Source organism: Intrasporangium chromatireducens Q5-1 (genome assembly GCF_000576575.1).
GTDB classification, from domain to species: domain Bacteria; phylum Actinomycetota; class Actinomycetes; order Actinomycetales; family Dermatophilaceae; genus Intrasporangium_A; species Intrasporangium_A chromatireducens.
This window is the reverse complement of the sequence record NZ_AWQS01000008.1, coordinates 26,837-50,135: the sequence shown is the minus strand read 5'-3', so window position 1 is coordinate 50,135 and position 23,299 is coordinate 26,837. Positions and strand designations below refer to the sequence as shown.

Here is a 23,299-nt window from a genome sequence, read left to right as displayed (position 1 = left end):
CTGCTGCGCGACCCCGCCCGGCGGGCCGCCCTGTCGGCCGCCGGCCGGGAACGCGCCCGGTCGTGGGAGGCCCCGGAGGGCGAGGCGCGCCAGTGGGTGGCCCGCTACCAGTCCCTCGTCGGGTCATGACGTAGACTCGAAGCCCGTGGTGGAAACGACGACAAAGCACATCTTTGTGACCGGGGGCGTTGCCTCCTCGCTCGGCAAGGGACTCACGGCTTCCAGCCTCGGACGGCTGCTCCGCTCACGCGGACTCAAGGTCACGATGCAGAAGCTCGACCCCTACATCAACGTCGACCCGGGCACGATGAACCCGTTCCAGCACGGGGAGGTGTTCGTCACCAACGACGGGGCCGAGACCGATCTCGACATCGGCCACTACGAGCGGTTCCTCGACGTGAACCTCGTCGGCTCGGCCAACGTGACGACCGGCCAGATCTACAACACCGTCATCGCCCGGGAGCGGCGCGGCGAGTACCTCGGCGACACCGTCCAGGTCATCCCGCACATCACCAACGAGATCGTCGCCAGGATGCGCGCGCTCGCGACCGGTGGCCCGGACGCGCCGGACCTGATCATCACCGAGATCGGCGGCACCGTCGGCGACATCGAGTCGCTGCCGTTCCTCGAGGCGGCCCGCCAGGTGCGCCACCTCATCGGCCGCGACAACTCGTTCTTCCTCCACGTCTCGCTCGTGCCCTACCTCGCCCCGAGCGGCGAGCTGAAGACCAAGCCGACCCAGCACTCGGTGGCCGCGCTGCGCCAGGTCGGGATCCAGCCGGACGGGCTCGTGCTGCGCGCCGACCGCGACATCCCCGACGGCATCAAGCGCAAGATCTCGCTCATGTGCGACGTCGACGTCGAGGCGGTCGCCGCCTGCGTCGACGCCCCGAGCATCTACGACATCCCGCGCGTCCTCCACTCCGAGGGGATCGACGCCCACGTCATCCGTCGCCTCGGTCTCGCCTTCCGCGACGTCGACTGGACCGAGTGGGACCGGCTCCTGCAGCGGGTCCACGACCCCGAGCACGAGGTCGAGGTCGCCCTCGTCGGCAAGTACGTCGACCTGCCCGACGCCTACCTGTCGGTCACCGAGGCGTTGCGCGCCGGCGGCTTCCACCACGACGCGCGGGTGCAGATCCGCTGGGTCGCCAGCGACGAGTGCCAGACCCCGGCCGGAGCCCAGCGGGCGCTGTCCGGCGTCGACGCGGTCCTCGTGCCCGGGGGCTTCGGCGTGCGCGGCATCGAGGGCAAGCTCGGCGCCCTTACCTGGGCGCGGGAGCGCCAGGTGCCGACGCTCGGGATCTGCCTCGGCCTGCAGTGCATGGTGATCGAGTACGCCCGCAGCGTCCTCGGCGAGCAGGACGCGTCGTCGACGGAGTTCGACCCGGACACCGCCACCCCCGTCATCGCGACGATGGAGGAGCAGAAGGCGTACGTCGAGGGAGCCGGCGACCTCGGTGGCACGATGCGTCTCGGGCTCTACCCGGCCCGGCTCAAGGCGGGCAGCGTCATCGAGGAGACCTACGGCGCGCCGCTCGTCGAGGAGCGGCACCGGCACCGCTACGAGGTCAACAACGCCTACCGGGACCGGCTCGAGCAGGCCGGGCTCGTCTTCTCCGGGACCTCGCCCGACGGGATGCTCGTCGAGTTCGCCGAGCTGCCCCGCGAGGTGCACCCCTACTACGTCTCGACCCAGGCCCACCCCGAGTTCCTGTCCCGACCGAACCGGGCCCACCCGCTCTTCGCCGGGCTCATCGGCGCGGCGCTCGAGCAGCAGCGCGCCCAGCGGCTCGTCGAGGTCGAGCGGGCCGGTCGCGGCGAGGCGGCCCCGGTCGGCGTCGGCGCGGCAGCCGAGGCCGAGTGACCCTCTCGGCGCCGCTCGGGCGCGGGAGCGACCTGCACGACGACTACGGCCGCAAGCCGGTCCTCGACTCGAAGGTCCTCTTCGAGGGCATGATCTTCGACGTGCGCCGTGACACCGTCGACCTCGGCGAAGGGGGCGGGGTCGTCGAGCGTGACTACATCGAGCACCCGGGGGCCGTCGTCATCGTCGCGCTCCGGCCGGTCGACGGCGTCGACCACGTCATGATGATCCGGCAGTACCGGCACGCCGCCGGGGCGCACCTGTGGGAGCTGCCCGCCGGCATCCTCGACGTCGACGACGAGCCGCCCTGGCAGGCCGCCGCGCGCGAGCTCGCCGAGGAGGTCGACCTGCGCGCCGGTCGGTGGGACGTGCTCGCCGACAGCTTTGCCTCACCGGGGGCCTTCCCCGAGGCCGTGCGCGTCTTCCTCGCCCGCGACCTCAGCGATGTGCCCGACGGCACGGGCCACGAGCGCACCGGCGAGGAGGCCGACCTGCGCCCTCTCTGGGTGCCGCTCGACGAGGCGGTCGGCGCCGTCCTCGCCGGCGAGGTGCACAACTCCGCGGCCGTGATCGGCGTGCTCGCGGCGGCGACCTCCCGCTCGCTCGGGTGGGAGACGCTGCGCCCGCACGACGCGCCCTGGCCCGCGCACCCCTCCCAGCGCGCCTGACGGACCCACCACGAGGTATGCCGCTCAGCCCGGTCGGGCGAGCGGCATACCTCTCGTGGGCGGCTGGCCGCCCGCCGAGGATCATTGGTCCGGAGGCCTCCCCGCGCCGTGCTCAGGACGACGGTTCGGCTGCGCCCTGCGTGACCAAGGGTCGTTCGTCGGCAGCAGCCGGTGCCGGCTCGCGCCGGCGGTCGAGGTGCAGCCTGCCCCGGAGCCGACCGATCGGTCGCTCGACGGCGACCCACGAGATCCAGGCCAGCGCGATCGCCACCGCGACGAGCACGAGGTTGCGGGGGATCGCGTGCGGGCCGAGCAGGTGCGAGTTGATGAGCGTCTGGTGCCAGAGGTAGAGCGCGTAGCTGATCGTGCCGAAGAAGACCATGAACCGGGACCCGACGACCCGTGAGTGCCCAAGAGCCGCAGACGCCACGAGCCAGACGCTGATGAACGCGTAGAGGGCACCGAGCGGCTCGAAGAGGCTGACATCGGTCGCCAGGCCGTGGCTCGGGAAGGCGGAGACAGCGACGAGCACGGCGAACGGCACGGCGGGCGAGGCCGCCGGCAGCCGCCAGCCGCGCCGGTGGATCCCGGCGAGCGCGAGGGCGAGGCTCACGCCCAGCAGGAGGGCGAAGGCGTTGGACTCGGTGGAGATGTAGGACCCCCGCGACCACACGCTGTAGCAGGTGGCGATCGCGGCGAGGGTCACGACGACCGTGACGACGTGCCGCCGCCACCACCGCAGCAACGCGATGAAGAGGAGCGGCCACACGACGTAGAACTGCTCCTCCACCGAGAGGGACCACAGGTGGTTCAGCACCCCGAGGTCGGTGCCGTGCACCCGGACCCAGTTGCCGACGTAGAGCAGCGAGGCGACGGCCGCTGTGGGGTAGGTGCGGAGGCGGTCGTCGTGCGTGACGAGCAGGAGCACGGGCACGAGCGCGAGCAGCAGCACCAGGGCGGGCAGCAGGCGCAACGCGCGGCGGCCCCAGAAGCGCCACAGGCTGACCGACCCGAAGGTGTCCCACTCGCGGATCAGCAACGTGGTGATGAGATAGCCGGACAGGACGAAGAAGAGGGTGACGCCGGACAGGCCGCCCCAACGGACGGGCAGCCCGACGTGCGCGGCGATGACGAGCAGGATGGCCAGGCCGCGGACCCCGTCGAGGTCTTGGTTCCGGGAGTGCTGCACCATCTCCACGCTACCCAGCGGGGGCCGGCCGCATGCAGCCGGACCAGAGGGTGAGCAGCACACCGTAGGATGAGGGGCTGTGCCCGCTCGCCGGGCTCAGCGGCATACGCCACCATCGTCACCACCTCGGAAGGATCCCCGTGCTCCGCACTCACGAGGCCGGCACCCTGCGTGCCGACCACGCTGGAACGACCGTCACGCTGACCGGCTGGGTGGCGCGGCGGCGAGATCACGGTGGGGTGGCCTTCCTTGACCTCCGTGACGCGTCGGGCATCGTCCAGGTCGTGGCCCGCGACGAGGTGCTGGCCGAGGGCGGCGCTCACGACGTGCGCAACGAGTACTGCATCCGGGTCACCGGTGAGGTGCGCGTCCGTCCGGAGGGCAACGCCAACCCGGACCTGCCGACCGGTGACGTCGAGGTCGTCGCGAGTGAGCTCGAGGTGCTCGGCGCGAGTGCGCCCCTGCCGTTCCAGATCGACGAGCGGGTCAGCGTCGGCGAGGAGGCGCGGCTCAAGCACCGCTACCTCGACCTTCGTCGCCCGGGTGCCCACTCCGCCGGCGCGGCGATCCGCTTGCGCAGCAAGGTGAACGCCGCGGCCCGTGTGGTCCTGGGCGAGCGCGACTTCGTCGAGATCGAGACCCCGACCCTGACCCGCTCGACCCCCGAGGGCGCGCGCGACTTCCTCGTGCCCGCCCGGCTCGCGCCCGGCAGCTGGTACGCGCTGCCGCAGAGCCCGCAGCTGTTCAAGCAGCTGCTCATGGTCGCCGGGATGGAGCGCTACTACCAGATCGCCCGCTGCTACCGCGACGAGGACTTCCGCGCCGACCGTCAGCCGGAGTTCACCCAGCTCGACATCGAGATGTCGTTCGTCGAGCAGGACGACGTGATCGAGCTCGGCGAGGCGATCGTCACCGAGATCTGGAAGCTCATCGGGGTGGACCTGCAGACCCCGTTCCCGCGCATGACGTACGCGGACGCGATGGCCCGCTACGGCACGGACAAGCCCGACCTGCGGTTCGGCAACGAGATCACGGAGTGCACCGAGTTCTTCGCCGACACGACCTTCCGGGTCTTCCAGGCCTCCTACGTCGGCGCCGTCGTCATGCCCGGTGGCGCCTCGCAGCCGCGCAAGCAGCTCGACGCGTGGCAGGACTGGGCCAAGCAGCGCGGGGCCAAGGGGCTGGCCTACGTCCTCGTCCAGGAGGACGGCACGCTCGGCGGGCCCGTGGCCAAGAACCTCACCGACGCCGAGCGGGACGGCCTGGCCCACCACGTCGGCGCCCAGCCCGGCGACTGCATCTTCTTCGCCGCCGGCGGGGTCAAGGAGTCGCGCTCGCTGCTCGGGGCGGCCCGCCTCGAGATCGGCCACCGGTGCGGCCTCATCGACGAGACGGCATGGAGCTTCCTCTGGGTGCTCGACGCGCCACTGTTCGAGCCGTCCGCCGAGGCGACCGCCTCCGGCGACGTCGCCCTCGGCCACAGCGCGTGGACCGCGGTCCACCACGCCTTCACCTCGCCGAAGAAGGAGTTCGAGGACATCTTCGACACCGACCCGGGCTCGGCCCTCGCCTATGCCTACGACATGGTGTGCAACGGCAACGAGATCGGTGGCGGCTCCATCCGTATCCACCGCCGCGACGTGCAGGAGCGGGTCTTCAAGGTCATGGGCATCACCCCCGAGGAGGCCGACGAGAAGTTCGGCTTCCTGCTCGAGGCCTTCCAGTACGGCGCACCGCCGCACGGCGGCATCGCGTTCGGCTGGGACCGGATCGTCTCGCTCCTTGCCGGGACCGACTCGATCCGCGACGTCATCGCCTTCCCCAAGTCCGGCGGCGGCTACGACCCGCTGACCGGCGCGCCGGCCCCGATCACGCCGGGCCAGCGCAAGGAGGCCGGCGTCGACGCCAAGCCCGCCGTGGGGGAGCCGGCCACCGTCTGACAGTCGGCCCCGGGTCGGCGCCACGAGAAGTGGCGTCGACTCCAGTTGTCGTGGTCGGCACGGGCGAAGCGCCACGAGAAGTGGCGTCGACTCCCGTTGTCGTGGCTCGGGCGGCCTAGCTCAGCAGGGGCCGGCTCGACCAGCGGTGGTCATCGCCGTAGCCGAGGCCGTGGTAGAGCCGCCGGGCCACGTCGTTGTCGGAGTACAGCCCGAGGGTGCACACCCCGGACTCGCGCACGGCGTCGCGCGTGAGCCGCGCCGTGACGGCGAGCCCGAGCCCAGTGCCGCGGGCCACCTCGTCGACCGTGATGCCGGCGAGCACCGGGACACCGACGAGGTTCGGCTCGCGGACGCCGCACGCGACGAGCCGACCCGTGCGGTCGCGGACACCGACCCAGACCTGGCCGGCGTGCTCGAAGGGTCGGGCGTCGGTGCGCGCGTTCGCGACCGAGAGGAGGCCACGGATGTCGGGCAGGTCCTCCTCCGACAGCGGCACGAGGCGGTCCTCCTGGCTGACCGGCGCGGGCTCCGTTGTGGTGCAGAGCCATTCCCACTCTCCGCCGTCCTCGGCAAGGGACAGCTGAGACCGGAGCGCCGCGAACGACTCGCGGACGACCGTCACACCCTGCACCCCATGCCGCGGCAGGTCACCGCTCTCGGCCAGGCCGGCGGCGAGCGTCCCGACGTCCTCGGGCGGACCGAGCACGACGACGCCGAGTCGACGGATGTTCGAGTGGCGCAGCACGGCCACCGCCTCGCCGGCCGACCAGGCGGCCACCGCGAGCGGAGCCGGGATCTCGTAGCGGAGGAAGGCATCTGCGCCGGTGAGCTCGTCCAGCTCCTCGTGGGTCGCGACCCGTCGCAGCGACCGGACCGGACTCACTCCGTGATCCCGAAGCGCTCGTGCAGCTGCCGGAGCGGCCGGGGGGACCACCAGTTCCACTGGCCGAGCAGGGTCATCGTGGCGGGCACGAGGAGCATGCGGACGAGGGTCGCGTCGATGAGGACCGCAGCGACGAGCGCGACGCCGATCTCCTTGATGATGAGGATGTCTCCGGCGATGAACCCGGCGAAGACGATGATGATGAGCAGGGCGGCGGACGTGATGATCCGGCCCGTGCGCTGCAGCCCGAGGGAGACGGACCGGTCGTTGTCGTGGCCGTGGTTGTGGAACTCCGTGATCCGCGACAGCAGGAAGACCTCGTAGTCCATCGAGAGCCCGAAGCCGAAGGCGAGTACGAGGAAGGGCACCATCGACTCGACCGCGCCGACGGACGAGAAGGCGAGCAGGCCCTCGAGGTGTCCCTTCTCGAAGACCCACACGACGACCCCGAGGGCGGCGCCCAGCGACAGGACGTTGAGCAGCAGCGCCTTGATCGGGACGACGACGGACCCCGTCATGAGGAAGAGCAGCAGGAACGTCCCGACGACGACGAGCAGGACGGCATACGGCGCCCCACGGGCCATGGACGACAGGAAGTCCATCTGACCGGCCGCCTGGCCCGTCGTCAGCGTCGGGAACGGCGCGCCGCCCTCGCGGACGTGGCTCACCACCGCCTGCGCGTCGTCGGAGGTGGGGGAGCCGGCCACCCGGACGGAGACGAGCTGGTGGTCGGTCCCGAGGGGCCTGACGGACACGGCCGTGACGCCCGGCTCGGACCTGAGTCCCTGGGCCCACGTCGTGACCGCGGCCGTGTCGGACGAGGTCGCGACGACCGTCACCTCGGGGGAGCTGAGGGTCGGGTAGTCGCGGGCGAGGTCCTCGAAGAAGACCCGCTGCGGCGCCGACTTGGGCAGCAGGTCGGTCCCGGAGGCGGTGAGCTTCACCGAGAACGTCGGGATGGCGAGCGCCACCAGGACGACGAGGACGCCGATGATGACGAGGATCGGTCGCCGCTGCACCGTGCGTGCGAGGGCGGAGAAGGCGCCTTCGTCGGACGCGGCGACGCGCGCCTTGCGCGCCAGCCGTCGCGCCCCCAGGACGGCGAGGGCCGGCACGAGGGTGACGGCCACGACGAGCGCGACGAGGACGACCGACACGCCCGCCAAGCCGATGGCCTTCATGATCTCGGCCTCGAAGACGAGCAGACCGGCCAGGGCGATCGCGACGGTCAGCCCCGAGAAGAGCACGGTCCGGCCGGCGGTCGCCACCGTGTGCCCGGTGGCCTGGACGATGTGCTCCTGGGTCAGCTCGGCCGCGTCGCCCCGGGCGACCGCGAGCTCCTCACGGAACCGGCTGACCGTGAGCAGGCCGTAGTCGATCGACAGGCCGAAGCCGAGCAGGGTCACGATGTTGACGACGGTCGCGTCGAGGTCGACGGCGTGTGAGAAGCCGAAGAGGGACAGCAGCGCCCCGCCGATCGCCGCGACGGCGCCGACGACGGGCATGCCGGCCGCCACGAAACCGCCGAAGACGAAGAACATCACGATGAACGTCAAGGGCAGGGCAATTCCCTCACCACGCAACAGATCTCGCTCGACAGTGGACGTGATCGCGTCGATGACCGGCTGCACGCCACCCACTTCGCCGGTCGCTCCCGGGAAGGCGCTCGTGACCGTGCCGAGCGCGGTCGTGACCTGCTGCTCGGCCGCCTTCTGGTCGGCCTTGGTCAGGCCGGCCTTGAAGTCGACGACCGTGATGAAGCCGCCGGAGCTGGCCGTCCCGCCGGCCAAGAGGGGAGCCACCGAGGGGACGGCAACGCCCTTGGGGGACAGCAGCGGTGAGCGGACCTCGTGGACGCCGGCGATGTCCCGGATCTGCGCCGTCCGAGCCGCCGCCTGCCGCACGGCCGCGGCGTCCCTGAGGTCGGCACCTCGGACCTGGAGCATGAGGTTGTCGAACGACGGCTCGATCCGCTCGATGACGGTGCGGGCCTGCTGGGCCTCCCCACCGACACTGGGGTCGCCCGAGTGGAGCCGGTTGAAGAGCGACTGGCCGGTGACGCCACCGACCGCGACGGCGAAGCACGCGATCGTGATGAGGACCCAGGCGACGAGCCACCGGACGGGGTGGTGGGCCACGAGCCGGCCGAGCCGAGCGAGCGGACCGGTGCGGACCCGGTCCACCGGGGAGGACTGCTGGAGCACGGGGATAGCCTTCCACAGTGACCTCAGACGACCTCTTCGGCGCCGCGGGAGCGGCAGCGCGTGAGGAGTATGCCGCTCAGCGGGGCTCCGCTCCGCTCGCCGCCCGGATGCGTCCCCGGTCACTCGACGAGTTCCGGGGGCAGGCGGACGTCCTGCGCACGGGCAGTCCCCTCCGCCGCCTCATCGAGGGGTCCGGCGGCTCGGCGGGGCCGCTGTCGGCCATCATCTGGGGACCGCCGGGCACGGGCAAGACGACGCTCGCCCACCTCGTGGCCACGGCGGCCGACCGCCGGTTCGTCGAGCTGTCCGCGGTCACGGCGGGCGTCAAGGACGTCCGGTCCGTCATGGAGGCGGCGGTGCGCGAGCGCGACCTGTACGGGCGAGAGACGGTCCTGTTCCTCGACGAGATCCACCGCTTCACGAAGGCGCAGCAGGACGCGCTGCTGCCCGGCGTCGAGAACCGGACGGTCATCCTCGTCGCCGCGACGACCGAGAACCCGTCGTTCAGCATCATCTCCCCGCTGCTGTCCCGGTCCGTCTTGGTGACGTTGACTTCCTTGTCGGACAAGGATATTCGCGAGGTGGTCGAGTCGGCCCTCGCCGATGAGCGCGGGCTCGCGGGGGAGTACGCGCTCGGCGAGGACGCCCTCGAGCACCTGGTGCGGATCGCCGGCGGCGACGCCCGCAGGGCGCTCACGTCTCTCGAGGCGGCAGCGGGCGTGGCCCTCGACGCGCAGCCCGCCGGGCGGCATACGGACGAGCCCGTCAGCATCTCGCTCGGGCACGTGGAGCAGGCCGTGGCCCACGCGGCGGTCCGCTACGACCGCGCCGGTGACCAGCACTACGACGTCGCGAGCGCACTCATCAAGTCGATGCGCGGCAGTGACGTCAACGCGGCACTGCACTACCTCGCCCGGATGCTCGAGGCCGGTGAGGACCCGCGGTTCATCGCCCGCCGGATCGTCATCGCGGCGAGCGAGGACGTGGGCATGGCCGACCCCAGCGCCCTGCAGACCGCCGTCGCCGCCATGCACGCGGTGGCGCAGATCGGCATGCCGGAGGCGCGGATCATCCTCGCGCAGGCCGTCGTCCACATCGCGCTGGCGCCGAAGTCCAACGCCGCCTACGCCGGGATCAACGCCGCCATCGCGGACGTCCGGGCCGGCCGAGGCGGCCCGGTGCCGGCGCACCTGCGGGGGAGCGGGTATGCCGGTGCCGATCGGCTCGGCCACGGCGAGGGCTACGTCTACTCGCACGACGAACCGGATGCCGTGGCGCGCCAGGCGTACCTCCCCGACGACCTGGCCGACGCGACCTACTACCATCCGACCGATCGTGGCTTCGAGGAGCGGCTCCGTGCCCGGCTCGAGTGGTTGGAGGGGCGCCTCGGGCGCACGTCCGGCTCTCGGTGACGGCGCAGCGCCGAAACTCGGTGCCGACCGGAGATCTTCTCGTACCGTTCCGACTCTCGGTAACGATTTGTCATCCATGACCGTCTCGACGCTTGGACTCGCGCGATCGGTGTGGCAGGGTGACGTCGTCCCGAGGGGTGGGTGCTGGATGGCCGTGACCCCAACAGGGCCGGTCCACCACACCACCGGGCCGTGACGAGATCCCACAAGGATGGAGACATCGCTTTGAGCACAATGCCCGGCGCCGCCGCCGAGACAGACGAACTGGCTCGTGAGGTGGCCGAGGCGGAGTCCGGTCCGCAGCTGGAGGACAAGCGGACCGGCCGATCGCCCGGACAGATCGCCTGGCACCGGCTCAAGCAGGACAAGGTCGCGATCGTCTGCACGATGGTCGTTCTCTTCTTCGTCCTCGTCGCCATCTTCGCCCCGCTCCTGACCAGCCTGCAGGCCGTCGACCCCGTCACCGGCGCGAAGGCCGATCCGGGCACGATCCACACCGAGCTCGTCGACCTCAACGGCTTCCCGAAGCAGGGCATCACCTCCGCCCACTGGCTGGGCGTCGAGAAGGGCATCGGCCGTGACCTGTTCGCGCGCTGGGTCTACGGTGCTCGCCCGTCCCTCGTCATCGGGTTCGTCGCCGCTGCGCTCTCCACGATCATCGGCGTGACGATGGGGCTGCTCGCCGGCTACCTCGGCGGTGTCGTCGACCGGATCATCTCGTGGGTCATCGACTTCTTCCTCAGCCTGCCCTTCCTGCTGATCGTCATCGCAGCCACCCCGATCATCGAGCTGCGCTTCGGCGCGCGGGGCACGCTGACGGCCGAGCAGACGTCCAACATCCGGTTCTGGCTCATCATCGCCCTGCTCGTCCTCTTCGGCTGGATGGGGCTGGCGCGTCTGGTGCGTGGCGAGGTCGTGAGCCTCCGAGAGCGCGAGTTCGTCCAAGCCGCACGCGCCATCGGGGTGCCGACCCGGCACATCCTGTTCAAGGAGATCCTGCCCAACCTCGTCGGCCCGATCATCGTGTCGGCGTCGATCGCCGTGCCCGCCTACATCACCGCCGAGGCGACCCTGTCGTTCCTCGGTGCCGGGCTCGTCGAGCCCACCGCGTCCTGGGGCCGCACCATCGCGGACGCCCAGAACTCGTTCCAGAGCTACCCCCTCTGGCTCTGGCCACCGGTCATCGGCATCTCGGCCCTCGTGCTCGCCCTCAGCCTGTTGGGCGACTCGATCCGCGACGCCTTCGACCCCACCACCCGCCGTTGACCCGACCAGTCCTCGGCCCACAGATGTTCCCGGCGCAAAGGCCCGGGACACGCACAAAGGGAGCACAACAAATGCGCTGGACCAAAGTCCTGACCGTGGGAGCGGCCGTCTCCCTCGGGTTCGTCGCGGCCTGCGGCGCGCCCAACCCGTCGGCGGACAACAACGCCAAGCCGGGGCAGACCGGTGGCGGCAAGCTCGAGCAGGCCTCTTCGGGCCTCATGCCTGACGCCAAGGGCCCGGCGCCCGAGGTTCCCGGGGCCAAGAAGGGCGGCATCCTGACCGTCCCCTACGCCTCGACGCCCGCCAACTTCGACCCGAGCGACCAGTACTACACCGACACCATCGCGATCCTCGGCATCACGCACCGCACGCTGACGTCGTACTCCTACCGCGACGGCAAGTCGGTCCTCGTCCCCGACCTCGCCACCGACCTCGGCAAGGTCTCCGACGACGGCCTGACCTGGACCTTCACCCTCAAGGACGGCATCAAGTACGAGGACGGCTCGCCCGTCACCGCCAAGGATGTCGTCTTCGCGATCAAGCGGTCCTTCGACCCCGACCTCGCGGCGAACGGCCCGACCTACCAGCGTGACTTCTTCAAGGGTGGCAAGGACTACAAGGGCCCCTACCAGGGCGACAAGAACTGGAACGGCGTCGAGGCCACCGACGACAAGACGGTCGTCATCCACCTCGAGAAGCCCTTCGAGTCGCTGTCCTACTTCGCGTCCTACCCGCAGTTCTCGCCGATCCCCGAGGCCAAGGACAAGAAGCAGGACTACACCCTGCACCCGCTCGCCACCGGCCCGTACAAGTTCGACAAGTACACCCCGGGCTCGGAGCTCACCCTGGTCCGCAACGACCAGTGGGATCCCGCCACGGACCCGGCGCGCAACAACTACCTCGACGGCTACGACTTCAAGTTCGGCGTCGACAGCACCAAGGTCCAGCAGGCCATCCTCGCCAGTAACGGTGTCGACGCCACGTCGATGAACTGGGACCCGATCGACTCGTCGCTCATCGACCAGATCGAGGGCCCGAAGAAGGACCAGTTCGTCGAGGGTCCGTCCTCGTGCGTCTACACGGTCAACCTCGTCACGAGCAAGATCCCGATGGAGGTCCGCAAGGCCGTCGCGGTGGCGTACCCGTTCGACTCCCTCCGCAAGGCTGGTGGCGAGACGACGCACTCCTTCACGCCCGGCACGACCTTCATCCCGCCGCAGATCCCGGGCTGGGTCGACTACAAGGGCGTCAACGGCTTCGACGGCACCGGCGACGGCGACCCGGCCAAGGCCAAGGAGATGCTGGCCGCGGCCGGCTACGGGCCCGACAAGCCGTTCGAGCTCGTGTACTACTACACGAACGACGTCCCGACCGCCCAGAAGGTCAACCAGGTCCGCAAGCAGAAGCTCGAGGCCGCAGGCTTCAAGGTCAAGGACATGGGCGTCCCCGGCAAGGACCGGCGCAAGCTCTACGCCGACCCGAAGGGCCCGCAGAACATCCTCCAGGCGCCTGCTGGCTGGTGCTTCGACTGGCCGGCCGCCGACTCGATCTTCCCGCCCATGGTCACCTCGGTGTCCATGGCCCAGGGCAGCACCAACTGGGGCAACCTGCAGGACGCGAAGGTCGACGCTGAGGTCGCCCGCATCCAGAAGCTCAAGATCGAGGAGCAGGGCCCGGAGTGGGGCAAGTTCGACAAGTGGCTCTTCGAGAACTACCTGCCGGCGATCCCCTACCAGTACGACAAGGGCAACTACGTCTTCGGCACCAAGGTCAAGAACGTCCTGAACGACCCGAACCACGGTATGCCGGTCATGACGCAGATCTGGATCGAGCAGTAAGGAGCCCGCTGCTGTCCTAGGACAGCCGGACTCACCCCGGTGGGGGCACGAGCGACCCTCGTGCCCCCACCTCCACACGACCACCGGAAGGCACCTTCGTGCTGACGTACATCCTGCGGCGTCTCGGGCTGGCGTTCACCGTCCTCATGGCCACGCTCGTCTCCGCGTTCCTTCTGTTCTTCGCCGGTCCGGCCGACCCGGCCCAGGCCATGTGCCCCGAGCAGCGCTGCAGCCCGGCCCGCCTCGCGCAGATCCGCGAGAGCCTGGGACTCGACCGACCGCTGCCCGTCCAGTTCACCGAGTACTTCTCGGGCCTCTTCGTCGGGCGCGACATCCCCTACGCCGGCGACACCATCCACTGCAGCGCACCATGCCTCGGCATGTCGTTCCTGACCAAGCGCCCGGTGTCCGAGGAGATCTTCTCGCGGTTCCCGGCGACGGTGCTGCTCACGGCGGGCGTCGTGGTCATCATGGTCATCGTCGGCGTCCTCATCGGCGTGCTCGCCTCGACGGTGCGCGGCACCGCCCTCGACCGGATCCTCATCGGTGGTTCGCAGGTCTTCGGCGCCATCCCGTACTACGTCATGGCGCTGATCTTCGCGCTCTACACGACGCGCTTCCACAGCATCTTCCCGCAGGCCGGATCGATGTCCGAGGGACTGCTCAACTTCCTGCCCGGACTGATCGCCCCCTGGCTGATCCTCGGCCTCGTGTCCGCGACCGGCTACACCCGCTACACCCGCAACTCGATGCTCGACAGCCTGTCCATGGACTACGTCCGCACAGCGCGCTCGAAGGGCATCACCGAGCGCAAGGTCGTCGGCAAGCATGCGCTGCGTGCGGCGCTCAGCCCCGTGGTGACGATCCTCGGCCTCGACATCGCCGCGCTCCTGTCCGGCACGCTCGTCACCGAGCGGATCTTCGAGATCGACGGCATCGGCAAGCTGTCGCTCGACGCCCTCGGCCGTGACGACCTGCCGATCATCCTCGGCACGGTCCTCGTGACGGCCGTGATCGTCGTGACGATGAACCTCATCGTCGATATCGCCTACTCCTTCGTCGACCCCCGAGTGAGGCTCTCGTGAGCGCCGCCATCGCCGACCAGATCCCCAACACCGCGGGCGAGGCCCACAACAACGGTGACGTCGTCCTCGACGTCAAGGACCTCACCGTCTCCTTCCCGACCGAGGAGGGCCTGGTCCGGGCGGTCTCCAACCTCACCTACCAGGCGCGGCTCGGCCGGACGCTGGCCATCGTCGGTGAGTCCGGCTCCGGCAAGTCCGTCTCGAGCATGGCCGTCCTCGGGCTGCACAACATGAAGCGCACGCGCATCACCGGCAGCATCATGCTCGACGGCGAGCAGCTCGTCGGCGCCTCGCGCTCCACGTTCCAGCGGATCCGCAGCGACAAGGTCGCGATGGTGTTCCAGGACCCGCAGAGCTCGCTGCACCCGTTCTACAAGATCGGGGACCAGATCGCGGAGGCCTACCGCACGCACCACAAGGTGTCCCGGGCGGTGGCGAGCAAGCGTGCCGTCGAGATGCTCGACCTCGTCGGCATCCCGAACCCGCAGCGGCGCGCCAAGCAGTACCCCCACGAGTTCTCCGGCGGCATGCGCCAGCGCGCCATGATCGCCCTCGGCCTCGTCAACAACCCGAAGCTGCTCATCGCCGACGAGCCGACGACCGCGCTCGACGTGACCGTCCAGGCGCAGATCCTCGACCTCATCAACGACCTGCGCAAGGAGTTCGGCTCCGCCGTCGTCCTCATCACCCACGACCTCGCTGTCGTCGCGGAGACCGCCGACGACATCGTCGTGATGTATGCCGGACGCGGTGTCGAGAAGGGTGATGCCAAGGAGGTGCTGGCCCGGCCGGCGCACCCCTACACCTACGGTCTGCTCCAGTCGCTGCCCTCGCACTCCGAGGAGCTGGAGGAGCTCAAGGCGATCAAGGGCGCTCCGCCCAGCCTGCTCAACCTGCCGCCCGGCTGCTCGTTCCACCCGCGATGCGCGTTCAAGGACCTCGTGGGCGAGCGCTGCTGGACCGAGCTGCCGGAGTGGCGCCCGGCCCCCGGCATCAACAACCGCCTCATCCGGTGCCATCTGGAGGACCCGGTGGGCACCATCGCCGCGGACGAGGAGGCCAGCCGATGAGCGACAAGACCCTGCTCGAGGTCACCGACCTGGTGCGCTACTTCCCGTTCCGTGAGATCCAGGGCCTGCGCATGGTCAAGGCCAGCGTCCGGGCCGTCGACGGGATCAGCTTCTCCGTCCAGGAGGGCCAGACGCTCGGTCTGGTGGGCGAGTCCGGCTGTGGCAAGTCGACGACGTCACGGCTGGTGACCCGGCTCGACACGCCGACGTCGGGCAAGATCGTCTTCGAGGGCCGCGACATCACGACTCTCAAGGAGTCGCAGCTGCGGGACATCCGCCGCGACATCCAGATGATCTTCCAGGACCCCTACTCGTCGCTGAACCCACGCCACACCATCGGCTCGATCCTCACGACGCCGCTGAAGGTGCACGGCCTGCACAAGGGCCGGGAGAAGCAGCGGGTCAAGGAGCTGCTCGAGCTCGTCGGCCTCAACCCGGAGCACATCAACCGCTACCCGTCGGAGTTCTCCGGCGGACAGCGCCAGCGCATCGGGATCGCCCGCGCCCTCGCCGTGGAGCCGAAGCTGATCATCGCCGACGAGCCGGTCTCGGCCCTCGACGTGTCGATCCAGGCGCAGGTGATGAACCTGCTCGCGAAGCTGCGTGACGAGCTCGGTCTCGCGTTCATCTTCGTGGCGCACGACCTCGGCGTGGTCCGGCACTTCTGTGACCAGGTCGCGGTCATGTACCTCGGCAAGATCGTCGAGTACGGCGACAAGCGCAACATCTACGAGCGGCCCGAGCACCCCTACACGCAGGCGCTCCTGTCGGCGGCACCGGACATCAACGTCGCCCGCGGCGTGCCCCCGCGTGAGCGGATCCGCCTGGTGGGTGACGTGCCGAGCCCGATCGACCCGCCGAGCGGGTGTCGGTTCCGGACGCGGTGCTGGAAGGCGCAGGAGCTGTGTGCCACCGAGGAGCCGCCGCTCGTCGAGTCGACGAACGCGCACCTGCCGATCCAGGGCCGGGAGAACGGGCTGCACCTGCAGGCGTGCCACTTCCCGGAGATCAAGCCGGCCCTGGTCGCCGAGGTCCCTGCGTGAGGGGCTGAGGCCAGAAGCCCGCTCACAGCAGTCGTATGCCGCTCAGCTCAGCGAGCTGAGCGGCATACCGCTGTCGTGGGGCCGGCAACGCGTGTCGGATAGGGTTGAGCATTGCCCGCGCGCCAACCGCACGGGTCATCCCTGCCGCCCACACACAAGGACCGCCACCGCATGGAAACCGCCGAGATCAGGCGTCGCTGGCTCTCGTTCTTCGAGAGCCGCGGTCACACCGTCGTCCCGAGTGCACCGCTGCCCTTCGACGACCCGAACCTGCTCTTCGTCAATGCCGGCATGGTGCCCTTCAAGCCGTACTTCCTGGGCCAGGAGACGCCCGACTACCCCCGGGCCACCTCGGTGCAGAAGTGTGTCCGCACCCCCGACCTGGAGGAGGTCGGCAGGACGAGCCGGCACGGCACCTTCTTCCAGATGAACGGCAACTTCTCCTTCGGCGACTACTTCAAGGAAGGCGCCATCGCGTTCGCGTGGGAGCTGCTGACCAAGCCGCAGCAGGAGGGCGGCTACGGCCTCGACCCCGAGCGGCTCTGGGCGACGGTCTACGAGGACGACGACGAGGCCGCCGAGCTGTGGCTCGAGCTGACCGACATCCCGCCGGCGCGCATCGTCAAGCGCGGCAAGGCCGACAACTACTGGCACATGGGGGTGCCGGGCCCCGGCGGCCCGTGCAGCGAGATCTTCGTCGACCGCGGCGCCGAGTACGGCCGCGAGGGCGGCCCGGCCGTCGACGAGGACCGCTACATGGAGATCTGGAACCTCGTCTTCATGCAGTACGACCTGTCCGCGGTGCGCAGCAAGGTCGACTTCGACGTCGCGGGGCCGCTGCCCGCGCGCAACGTCGACACCGGGATGGGGCTCGAGCGGATGGCGAGCATCCTGCAGGGCGTCGACAACCTCTACGAGATCGACGAGGTGTTCCCGGTCCTCGACAAGGCGGCCGAGATGGCGGGCAAGGCCTATGGCGCGGCCCCGAGCCACATCGCCTCCGAGAGCCACCCCGACGACGTGCGCCTGCGCGTCGTGGCGGACCACGTCCGCACCTGCTTGATGCTCATCGGCGACGGCGTCACCCCGAGCAACGAGGGACGTGGCTACGTCCTGCGCCGCATGCTCCGTCGGGCGGTCCGTTCGATGGTGCTCCTCGGGGTCGACGAGCCGGCGATGCCGCATCTGCTGCCCGTCAGCATGGAGCAGATGAGCAAGTCCTACCCGCAGCTGCGCAGCGACTTCGACCGGATCAGCCAGGTGGCCTATGCCGAGGAGGACGCGTTCCGCCGCACCCTCTCGTCCGGCACGACGATCCTCGACACGGCGGTGGGCCGGATCAAGGCGTGGCCCCAGGCGCCGCAGCAGCTGAGCGGCGAGCAGGCCTTCACCCTCCACGACACCTACGGGTTCCCGATCGACCTGACCCTCGAGATGGCGGCCGAGCAGGGCGTCGAGGTCGACGAGGCGGGCTTCCGCCGGCTGATGGCCGAGCAGCGCGACCGCGCGAAGGCGGACGCCCGCGCCAAGAAGACCGCCCACGGCGACATGCACGTCTACCGGCAGATCGCCGACGGGCTCGGCCGCGACGTCGAGTTCACCGGCTACGACGAGGTCGTCTCGGAGGGCCGTGTCGCGGGCATCATCCGCGGCGGCGAGAACGTCGATGCGGCGAGCGTCGGCGACGAGATCGAGATCGTCCTCGACCGGACTCCGTTCTATGCCGAGGGCGGCGGCCAGCTCGCCGACGGCGGCCTCATCGAGCTCGAGAACGGCGCCATCATCGACGTGCGCGACGTCCAGAAGCCGATCAACGGGCTCATCGTGCACCGCGCCTCGGTCGTCCAGGGGGAGGTCAACCCGGGCGAGCTCGGGTTCGCCAAGGTCGACATCGACCGCCGCCGGTCGATCTCGCGCGCCCACACCGCAACTCACATGGTGCACAAAGCGATTCGCGAGGCCGTCGGCGACACCGCCACGCAGGCCGGGTCCGAGAACGCGCCCGGCCGGTTCCGCTTCGACTTCAAGGCACAGCACGCGGTGCCCGGCTCCGTCCTGTCCGACGTCGAGGCCAAGGTCAACGCGCTGCTGCTCGAGGACCTGCCGGTCCACGCCGAGATCATGACGCAGCAGGAGGCGCACGACATCGGTGCGATGGCCCTGTTCGGGGAGAAGTACGGCAACGAGGTGCGGGTCGTCTCGGTCGGCGACTGGGCGCGTGAGCTGTGCGGTGGCACGCACGCCCAGCGCTCCGGGCAGCTCGGTGTCGTCAAGCTCCTCGGTGAGTCGTCCATCGGCTCCGGCGTGCGCCGCGTCGAGGCGCTCGTCGGCGCCGACGCCTACTCCTTCCTCGCCCGCGAGGCGGCGATCGTCGGCCAGCTCGCCGAGATCGTCAAGGCCCGGCCCGAGGAGCTGCCCGAACGGATCTCCGGCATCCTCGGCAAGCTCAAGGACGCGGAGAAGGAGATCGCCGCGGTGCGCCAGGCGCAGGTCCTCGGTGCCGCAGCGGGCCTGGTCACCACCGCCCGCGACATCGGCGGTGTGAGCTTCGTCAGCCACGACGCGGGCACCGACGTCACCGCCGACGACCTGCGCGCCCTCGTGCTCGACGTGCGCCACCGGCTGGGCAACGACCGGCCGGCGCTCGTCTCGATGGCCGCCGTCAACCAGGGCCGGCCGATCACCATCGTCGCGACGAACGAGCGCGCCCGGCAGGCCGGCCTTCGGGCTGGTGCCTTCGTGCGCACCGCGGCGCAGCAGCTCGGCGGCGGCGGTGGCGGCAAGGACGACATCGCCCAGGGCGGCGGCTCCGACGCGAGCAAGGTCTCTGCCGCGCTCGGTGCGGTCGAGGACCAGCTGCGCGCGCTGGGTACGTGACGGGGATGCTTCCCGGGGTCCGGATCGGCGTCGACGTCGGCAACGCCCGCGTCGGGATCGCAGCGTCGGACCCCACCGGCAGCTTTGCGCTGCCGGTCGCCACCCTGCCGCGCGACGCGGAGGGCGGCAGCGACCTCGACGAGGTGACGGCGCTCGTGTCCGACCGGCAGGCGGTCGGCGTCGTCGTCGGCCTGCCGCTCCTGCTCTCCGGCGCGGAGGGCGCGGCGGCCCAGATCGCCCGGTCGTATGCCGCCGAGCTGGCGAAGCGGGTCCGCCCGGTCCCCGTGCGCCTCCTCGACGAACGCTTGACGACGGTCGACGCGCACCGCAGACTACGCGACAGCGGTGTGCCGGGCCGGGGGCAGCGGGCCGTCGTCGACCAGGCTGCAGCTGTGCTTATCCTGCAGGTGGCCCTCGACGCCGAGACGCAGTCCGGTGTGCCGGCCGGCGAGACCGTCTCGTCGGCGCGCAAGCCACGGAAGAAGGCCCCACGTCGATGAATGAGCATCTCGAGTCGTCGATCTTCGGCGACCACGACGAGCACGTCGATGCGCCCGTGCCCTCTGACGACCCCGACTCCGGCCGTGCGTCGGCCCCGCTGACCCGTCGCGAGCTGCGGGAGGCCGAGCAGCGCTCCCGCCGCGTGCCCGGCCGCCGGTCGCACAAGCCGCCGGCCTGGCGGCGCTTCGCCGTCATCCTGCTGGCCCTCGTCGTCGTCGGCGGCGGAGTGGCGGTCGCCTACACCTATCTGCGCCCGGTCGTCTCGGGGTTCCTCGAGTCCAACGACTACCCGGGGCCCGGCTCGGGGCAGGTCGAGGTCAAGGTCGAGCAGGGCGACACGGGGGCCGCGATCGCCAAGACGCTCGTCGAGGCGGACGTCGTCAAGTCGAGCAAGGCCTACATCGAGGCAGCCAAGGCCAACCCCAAGAGTGCGGCCATCCAGCCCGGCGCCTACCGGCTCAAGAAGCAGATGTCGGCAGCCGAGGCGGTCGCCATCCTCGTCGACCCCAAGAACCGGATCACCAGCTCGGTGACGATCCGTGAGGGCCTGTGGGCCAAGGAGATCTACGCGGAGCTGTCGAAGCAGACCGGTACGCCGGTCGCCGAGTACACGGCGGCCGCCAAGGACGGTGCGGCGCTCGGCCTGCCGGCTGCGGCCAAGGGAAATGTCGAGGGCTACCTCTTCCCGGCGAGCTACTCCTTCGACCCCGGCACGAGCGCCAAGGACCAGCTCGCGCAGCTGGTCGGCCAGTCCGTCAAGCGCCTCAACGCGCTCGGCGTCCCCGAGGACAAGATGGAGCACGTCGTCACCGTCGCCAGCCTCGTCGAGGCGGAGGCCCGACACCCGGAGGACCGGCCCAAGGTGGCTCGGGTCATCGAGAACCGGCTCGCCAAGAACATGCCGCTGCAGTTCGACTCGACCGTCAACTACGCCGTGGGGAAGCACGGCATCACCACGACGGACGCCGACCGGCAGAGCAAGAACCCGTACAACACCTACGGGCACCCGGGGCTGCCACCGGGACCGATCGGCAACCCGGGCGAGAGCGCCATCAAGGCGGCCGCCGAGCCGGCGCAGGGCCCGTGGCTCTTCTTCGTCACCGTCAACCCCGAGACCGGGGAGACGAAGTTCGCGGCGACCTACGCGGAGCACCAGAAGTACGTCGCGCAGTTCCAGGGCTGGTGCCAGGCCCACAAGGGCACCTGCTGACCCGGCGTCGACGATGAAGTGCGCCGTCTGGGGCTCGCCGATCGAGCACTCGCTCTCGCCCGTCCTGCACCGGGCCGCGTATGCGGCACTCGGTCTGTCGGACTGGACGTACGACCGTCGGAATGTCACGGTCGAGCGCTTCGAGGCGGCCCTGCGCGAGCTCGGCGAAGGATGGCGCGGGCTCTCCCTGACGATGCCGCTCAAGGAGGCCGCCCTGGCCGCCGCCCACGACGCAAGTGTGCAAGCCCGCCAGACGGGCGCGGCCAACACCCTCGTCCGGTCCGACGCGGGATGGGGCGCCGACAACACCGACGTGCACGGCCTGGCCACCGCGCTGCGCGAGTCGGGCCTCGAGCGGGCCGAGAGCCTCGTCATCGTCGGCTCCGGGGCCACGGCGCGCTCCGCCGTCGCGGCGGCGGCGCTCCTGGGGGTACGACGCGTCGCCTTCATGGTCCGTGGGCAGCCGCGGCCCCAGACCCTGCATCAGGCGACCGCGGCCGGGCTCGACGTGACGGCAACGCCGATGGGACGGTGGCCCAGCACCACAGCGGTCATCAGCACGGTGCCGCCCGCCTCGCTCGACGGGCTCACCGACCTGCCCGAGGAACGCGGCGTGGTGCTCGACGTCGTCTACGGGGAGGGGGAGACGCCCCTCCAGCGAGCGGCCCGAGCCCAAGGCTGGACCGTCGTCGAGGGGACGGAGATGCTGCTGCACCAAGCGGCCGAGCAGGTCCGGCTGATGACCGGGCTGCCGGCGCCGGTCCCCGAGATGCGCCACGCCCTCGCCGGCGCGCTTGCCCGCCGGTGAGCTGGGCGCCGGCTGCCGGCACGCCCCTGTGGGTGGTGCTCGCTGCCGCCGTGGCGGGGACGCTCGTGGGCCATCTGCTCGGGGCGCGCCTGCAGACCCGCGGCTACCGCCTCGACGCCGAGGCACAGCGGCCACGGCGGATCCCGGGCTGGGCGGTCGCGCTCGTGCTGGGCCCGGTGTGGGCCGCCCTCGCCTGGCGCTTCGGGCCGGCCGCGCACTGGGCGCTGCTGCCGGCCCTGCTCTGCTTCACGGCCGTCGCGGTGGCCCTCGTCTGGGTCGATCTCGACGTCCACCGGCTGCCCGAAGGCCTCACCCTGCCGGCCTTTCCGATCCTCTTCGTGCAACTCGGGCTCGCCGCATGGGCCGGCGCCGACTGGGGCCTGCTGCTGCGCTCGGTCGTCGGAGCCGTCGCTCTCGGCGCGATCGCCCTGGCGCTCGCCCTCCTCGCCGCGGCGCTGAGGAGCGGCTTCGGGCTCGGCGACGTCGTGCTGTGCGGCCTCGTCGGTCTCGTCACCGGAGCCGTCGGCTGGTGGCACCCGCTCGTCGCGCTCTACAGTGCCTTCCTGCTCGGTGGCGCCTACGCGCTCGTCCACGTTGTGGTGCTGCGCCGGTCGGGGCGCGAGGCCGTCCCGTTCGGGCCGTTCCTCGTCGCGGGGAGCGTGCTCACCCTGTTCGTCGACGTGCCGCCCCTGCTGTGAGCTCACCGGCCCGTCGCACCCGCCGCACCGGCGTGGCGCGGTAGCCCGAGCCGATGCGCCCGTCGAGCACAGCTGAGCGCGGTTGTGACCCGCTGCGGGAGCGAGGACAGTGAAGGGGGTCCCCTCCGCCCCGCAGAAAGGGTCCCATCATGGCCACCCAGCACGTCGGCTACTTCGTCGGAAGCCTCGCCAAGGGCTCGATCAACCGCATCCTGTCGAGGTCGCTGATCCGCCTCGCTCCGGAGCACATGGAGTTCACCGAGATCCCGATCGGCAACCTCCCGCTCTACAGCTACGACTACGACGCGGACTACCCACCGGAGGGCCGGGCCCTGAAGGACGCGATCGCGAAGGTCGACGCGGTCCTGTTCGTCACCCCCGAGTACAACCGGTCGATCCCCGGAGCCCTCAAGAACGCGATCGACTGGGCGAGCCGGCCCTGGGGTGAGAACTCCTTCGCCCGCAAGCCGTCGGCGGTCATCGGTGCCTCACCCGGCCCGATCGGCACGGCCGTCGGGCAACAGAGCCTCAAGCAGGTGCTCGCGTTCTGCAACAGCCCCCTGATGAACGCCGTGGAGGCCTACATCCAGTTCCGGCCGGAGGTCTTCGGCGCGGACGGCGAGGTGAACGACCCGGCCACCGAGGCTTTCCTGCGGGACTACATGCTGGCCTTCCACGAGTTCATCGCGCGCGTCCTGACCGTCCTGCCCAAGGACGAGCTCTGACCCGCTGACTCACGC

The 23,299-nt window shown here is 70.6% G+C and carries 18 protein-coding genes; 15 read left to right on the top strand and 3 right to left on the bottom strand.

Going from position 1 to position 23,299, the window contains the following annotated elements; genetic code table 11:
• Window positions 1-175 precede the first annotated feature (175 nt).
• Together N864_RS02235 and N864_RS02230 are read left to right on the top strand one after the other, a co-directional pair.
• Entirely contained in the window at window positions 176-1,867 is a 1,692-nt protein-coding gene (locus tag N864_RS02235; protein WP_420805198.1) for a CTP synthase, read from the top strand.
• On the top strand, window positions 1,864-2,535 hold the full coding sequence (locus N864_RS02230; RefSeq protein WP_034712931.1) for an NUDIX domain-containing protein: 672 nt from the start codon (window positions 1,864-1,866) through the stop codon (window positions 2,533-2,535). The genes N864_RS02235 and N864_RS02230 overlap by 4 nt, the downstream gene beginning before the upstream one ends.
• Window positions 2,536-2,647: 112 nt before the next feature.
• On the opposite strand, the gene N864_RS23375 is transcribed toward N864_RS02230, so the two are convergent.
• Complete coding sequence (locus N864_RS23375) at window positions 2,648-3,724, bottom strand: acyltransferase family protein (RefSeq protein ID WP_081793294.1); 1,077 nt, start codon at window positions 3,722-3,724, stop codon at window positions 2,648-2,650.
• A gap of 140 nt (window positions 3,725-3,864) precedes the next feature.
• Here N864_RS23375 and aspS point away from each other — a divergent pair, with 140 nt between their 5' ends.
• Window positions 3,865-5,664: an aspartate--tRNA ligase gene (gene aspS / locus N864_RS02220; RefSeq protein WP_034712928.1), complete on the top strand. Its 1,800-nt coding sequence runs from the start codon at window positions 3,865-3,867 to the stop codon at window positions 5,662-5,664.
• 115 nt (window positions 5,665-5,779) lie between these two features.
• Here the strand turns inward: aspS and N864_RS23370 are convergent, their stop codons facing one another.
• Window positions 5,780-6,547, bottom strand: coding sequence for a GNAT family N-acetyltransferase (locus N864_RS23370; protein ID WP_051518075.1), 768 nt, complete (start codon window positions 6,545-6,547; stop codon window positions 5,780-5,782).
• The gene (locus N864_RS02210; protein WP_240474171.1) at window positions 6,544-8,751 is read right to left on the bottom strand and encodes an MMPL family transporter; all 2,208 of its coding nucleotides are present in this window, start codon (window positions 8,749-8,751) and stop codon (window positions 6,544-6,546) included. Before N864_RS02210 ends, N864_RS23370 begins: the two co-directional genes overlap by 4 nt.
• Window positions 8,752-8,768: 17 nt before the next feature.
• Here N864_RS02210 and N864_RS02205 point away from each other — a divergent pair, with 17 nt between their 5' ends.
• The 12 genes from N864_RS02205 (at window position 8,769) to N864_RS02150 (ending at window position 23,284) form a co-directional block, all read left to right on the top strand.
• The gene (locus N864_RS02205; protein ID WP_034712926.1) at window positions 8,769-10,163 is read left to right on the top strand and encodes a replication-associated recombination protein A; all 1,395 of its coding nucleotides are present in this window, start codon (window positions 8,769-8,771) and stop codon (window positions 10,161-10,163) included.
• Window positions 10,164-10,397: 234 nt separating this feature from the next.
• A complete protein-coding gene (locus N864_RS02200; RefSeq protein ID WP_081793292.1) occupies window positions 10,398-11,429 on the top strand; it encodes an ABC transporter permease in 1,032 nt (343 codons plus the stop codon).
• A 71-nt stretch (window positions 11,430-11,500) separates the two neighbouring features.
• Entirely contained in the window at window positions 11,501-13,267 is a 1,767-nt protein-coding gene (locus N864_RS02195; RefSeq protein WP_034712924.1) for an ABC transporter substrate-binding protein, read from the top strand.
• A 98-nt stretch (window positions 13,268-13,365) separates the two neighbouring features.
• The gene (locus N864_RS02190; RefSeq protein WP_034712922.1) at window positions 13,366-14,352 is read left to right on the top strand and encodes an ABC transporter permease; all 987 of its coding nucleotides are present in this window, start codon (window positions 13,366-13,368) and stop codon (window positions 14,350-14,352) included.
• Complete coding sequence (locus tag N864_RS02185) at window positions 14,349-15,422, top strand: ABC transporter ATP-binding protein (RefSeq protein WP_155892784.1); 1,074 nt, start codon at window positions 14,349-14,351, stop codon at window positions 15,420-15,422. Before N864_RS02190 ends, N864_RS02185 begins: the two co-directional genes overlap by 4 nt.
• Window positions 15,419-16,465, top strand: a complete 1,047-nt coding sequence (locus N864_RS02180; RefSeq protein ID WP_034712920.1) for an ABC transporter ATP-binding protein — start codon at window positions 15,419-15,421, stop codon at window positions 16,463-16,465. The genes N864_RS02185 and N864_RS02180 overlap by 4 nt, the downstream gene beginning before the upstream one ends.
• Before the next feature lie 171 nt (window positions 16,466-16,636).
• The gene (alaS, locus tag N864_RS02175; RefSeq protein WP_034712917.1) at window positions 16,637-19,342 is read left to right on the top strand and encodes an alanine--tRNA ligase; all 2,706 of its coding nucleotides are present in this window, start codon (window positions 16,637-16,639) and stop codon (window positions 19,340-19,342) included.
• A gap of 5 nt (window positions 19,343-19,347) precedes the next feature.
• Complete coding sequence (gene ruvX, locus N864_RS02170; RefSeq protein WP_034712914.1) at window positions 19,348-19,842, top strand: Holliday junction resolvase RuvX; 495 nt, start codon at window positions 19,348-19,350, stop codon at window positions 19,840-19,842.
• Window positions 19,839-21,053, top strand: a complete 1,215-nt coding sequence (gene mltG / locus N864_RS02165) for an endolytic transglycosylase MltG (RefSeq protein ID WP_034712911.1) — start codon at window positions 19,839-19,841, stop codon at window positions 21,051-21,053. Before ruvX ends, mltG begins: the two co-directional genes overlap by 4 nt.
• 13 nt (window positions 21,054-21,066) lie before the next feature.
• Window positions 21,067-21,861 (top strand): shikimate dehydrogenase, encoded by a 795-nt coding sequence (locus N864_RS02160; RefSeq protein WP_034712909.1) that lies wholly within the window; start codon window positions 21,067-21,069, stop codon window positions 21,859-21,861.
• Complete coding sequence (locus N864_RS02155) at window positions 21,858-22,559, top strand: prepilin peptidase (protein WP_034712908.1); 702 nt, start codon at window positions 21,858-21,860, stop codon at window positions 22,557-22,559. Before N864_RS02160 ends, N864_RS02155 begins: the two co-directional genes overlap by 4 nt.
• Before the next feature lie 149 nt (window positions 22,560-22,708).
• Window positions 22,709-23,284, top strand: a complete 576-nt coding sequence (locus tag N864_RS02150) for an NADPH-dependent FMN reductase (protein ID WP_034712906.1) — start codon at window positions 22,709-22,711, stop codon at window positions 23,282-23,284.
• The last annotated feature ends 15 nt before the right edge of the window (window positions 23,285-23,299 follow it).

Bases quoted from the DNA above. Each gene is read 5' to 3' on its own strand.
- N864_RS02200 (WP_081793292.1), top strand. From the start codon at position 10,398: ATGCCCGGCGCCGCCGCCGAGACAGACGAACTGGCTCGTGAGGTGGCC.
- N864_RS02195 (WP_034712924.1), top strand. From the start codon at position 11,501: ATGCGCTGGACCAAAGTCCTGACCGTGGGAGCGGCCGTCTCCCTCGGG.
- N864_RS02180 (WP_034712920.1), top strand. From the start codon at position 15,419: ATGAGCGACAAGACCCTGCTCGAGGTCACCGACCTGGTGCGCTACTTC.
- alaS (WP_034712917.1), top strand. From the start codon at position 16,637: ATGGAAACCGCCGAGATCAGGCGTCGCTGGCTCTCGTTCTTCGAGAGC.
- ruvX (WP_034712914.1), top strand. From the start codon at position 19,348: ATGCTTCCCGGGGTCCGGATCGGCGTCGACGTCGGCAACGCCCGCGTC.
- mltG (WP_034712911.1), top strand. From the start codon at position 19,839: ATGAATGAGCATCTCGAGTCGTCGATCTTCGGCGACCACGACGAGCAC.
- N864_RS02160 (WP_034712909.1), top strand. From the start codon at position 21,067: ATGAAGTGCGCCGTCTGGGGCTCGCCGATCGAGCACTCGCTCTCGCCC.
- N864_RS02150 (WP_034712906.1), top strand. From the start codon at position 22,709: ATGGCCACCCAGCACGTCGGCTACTTCGTCGGAAGCCTCGCCAAGGGC.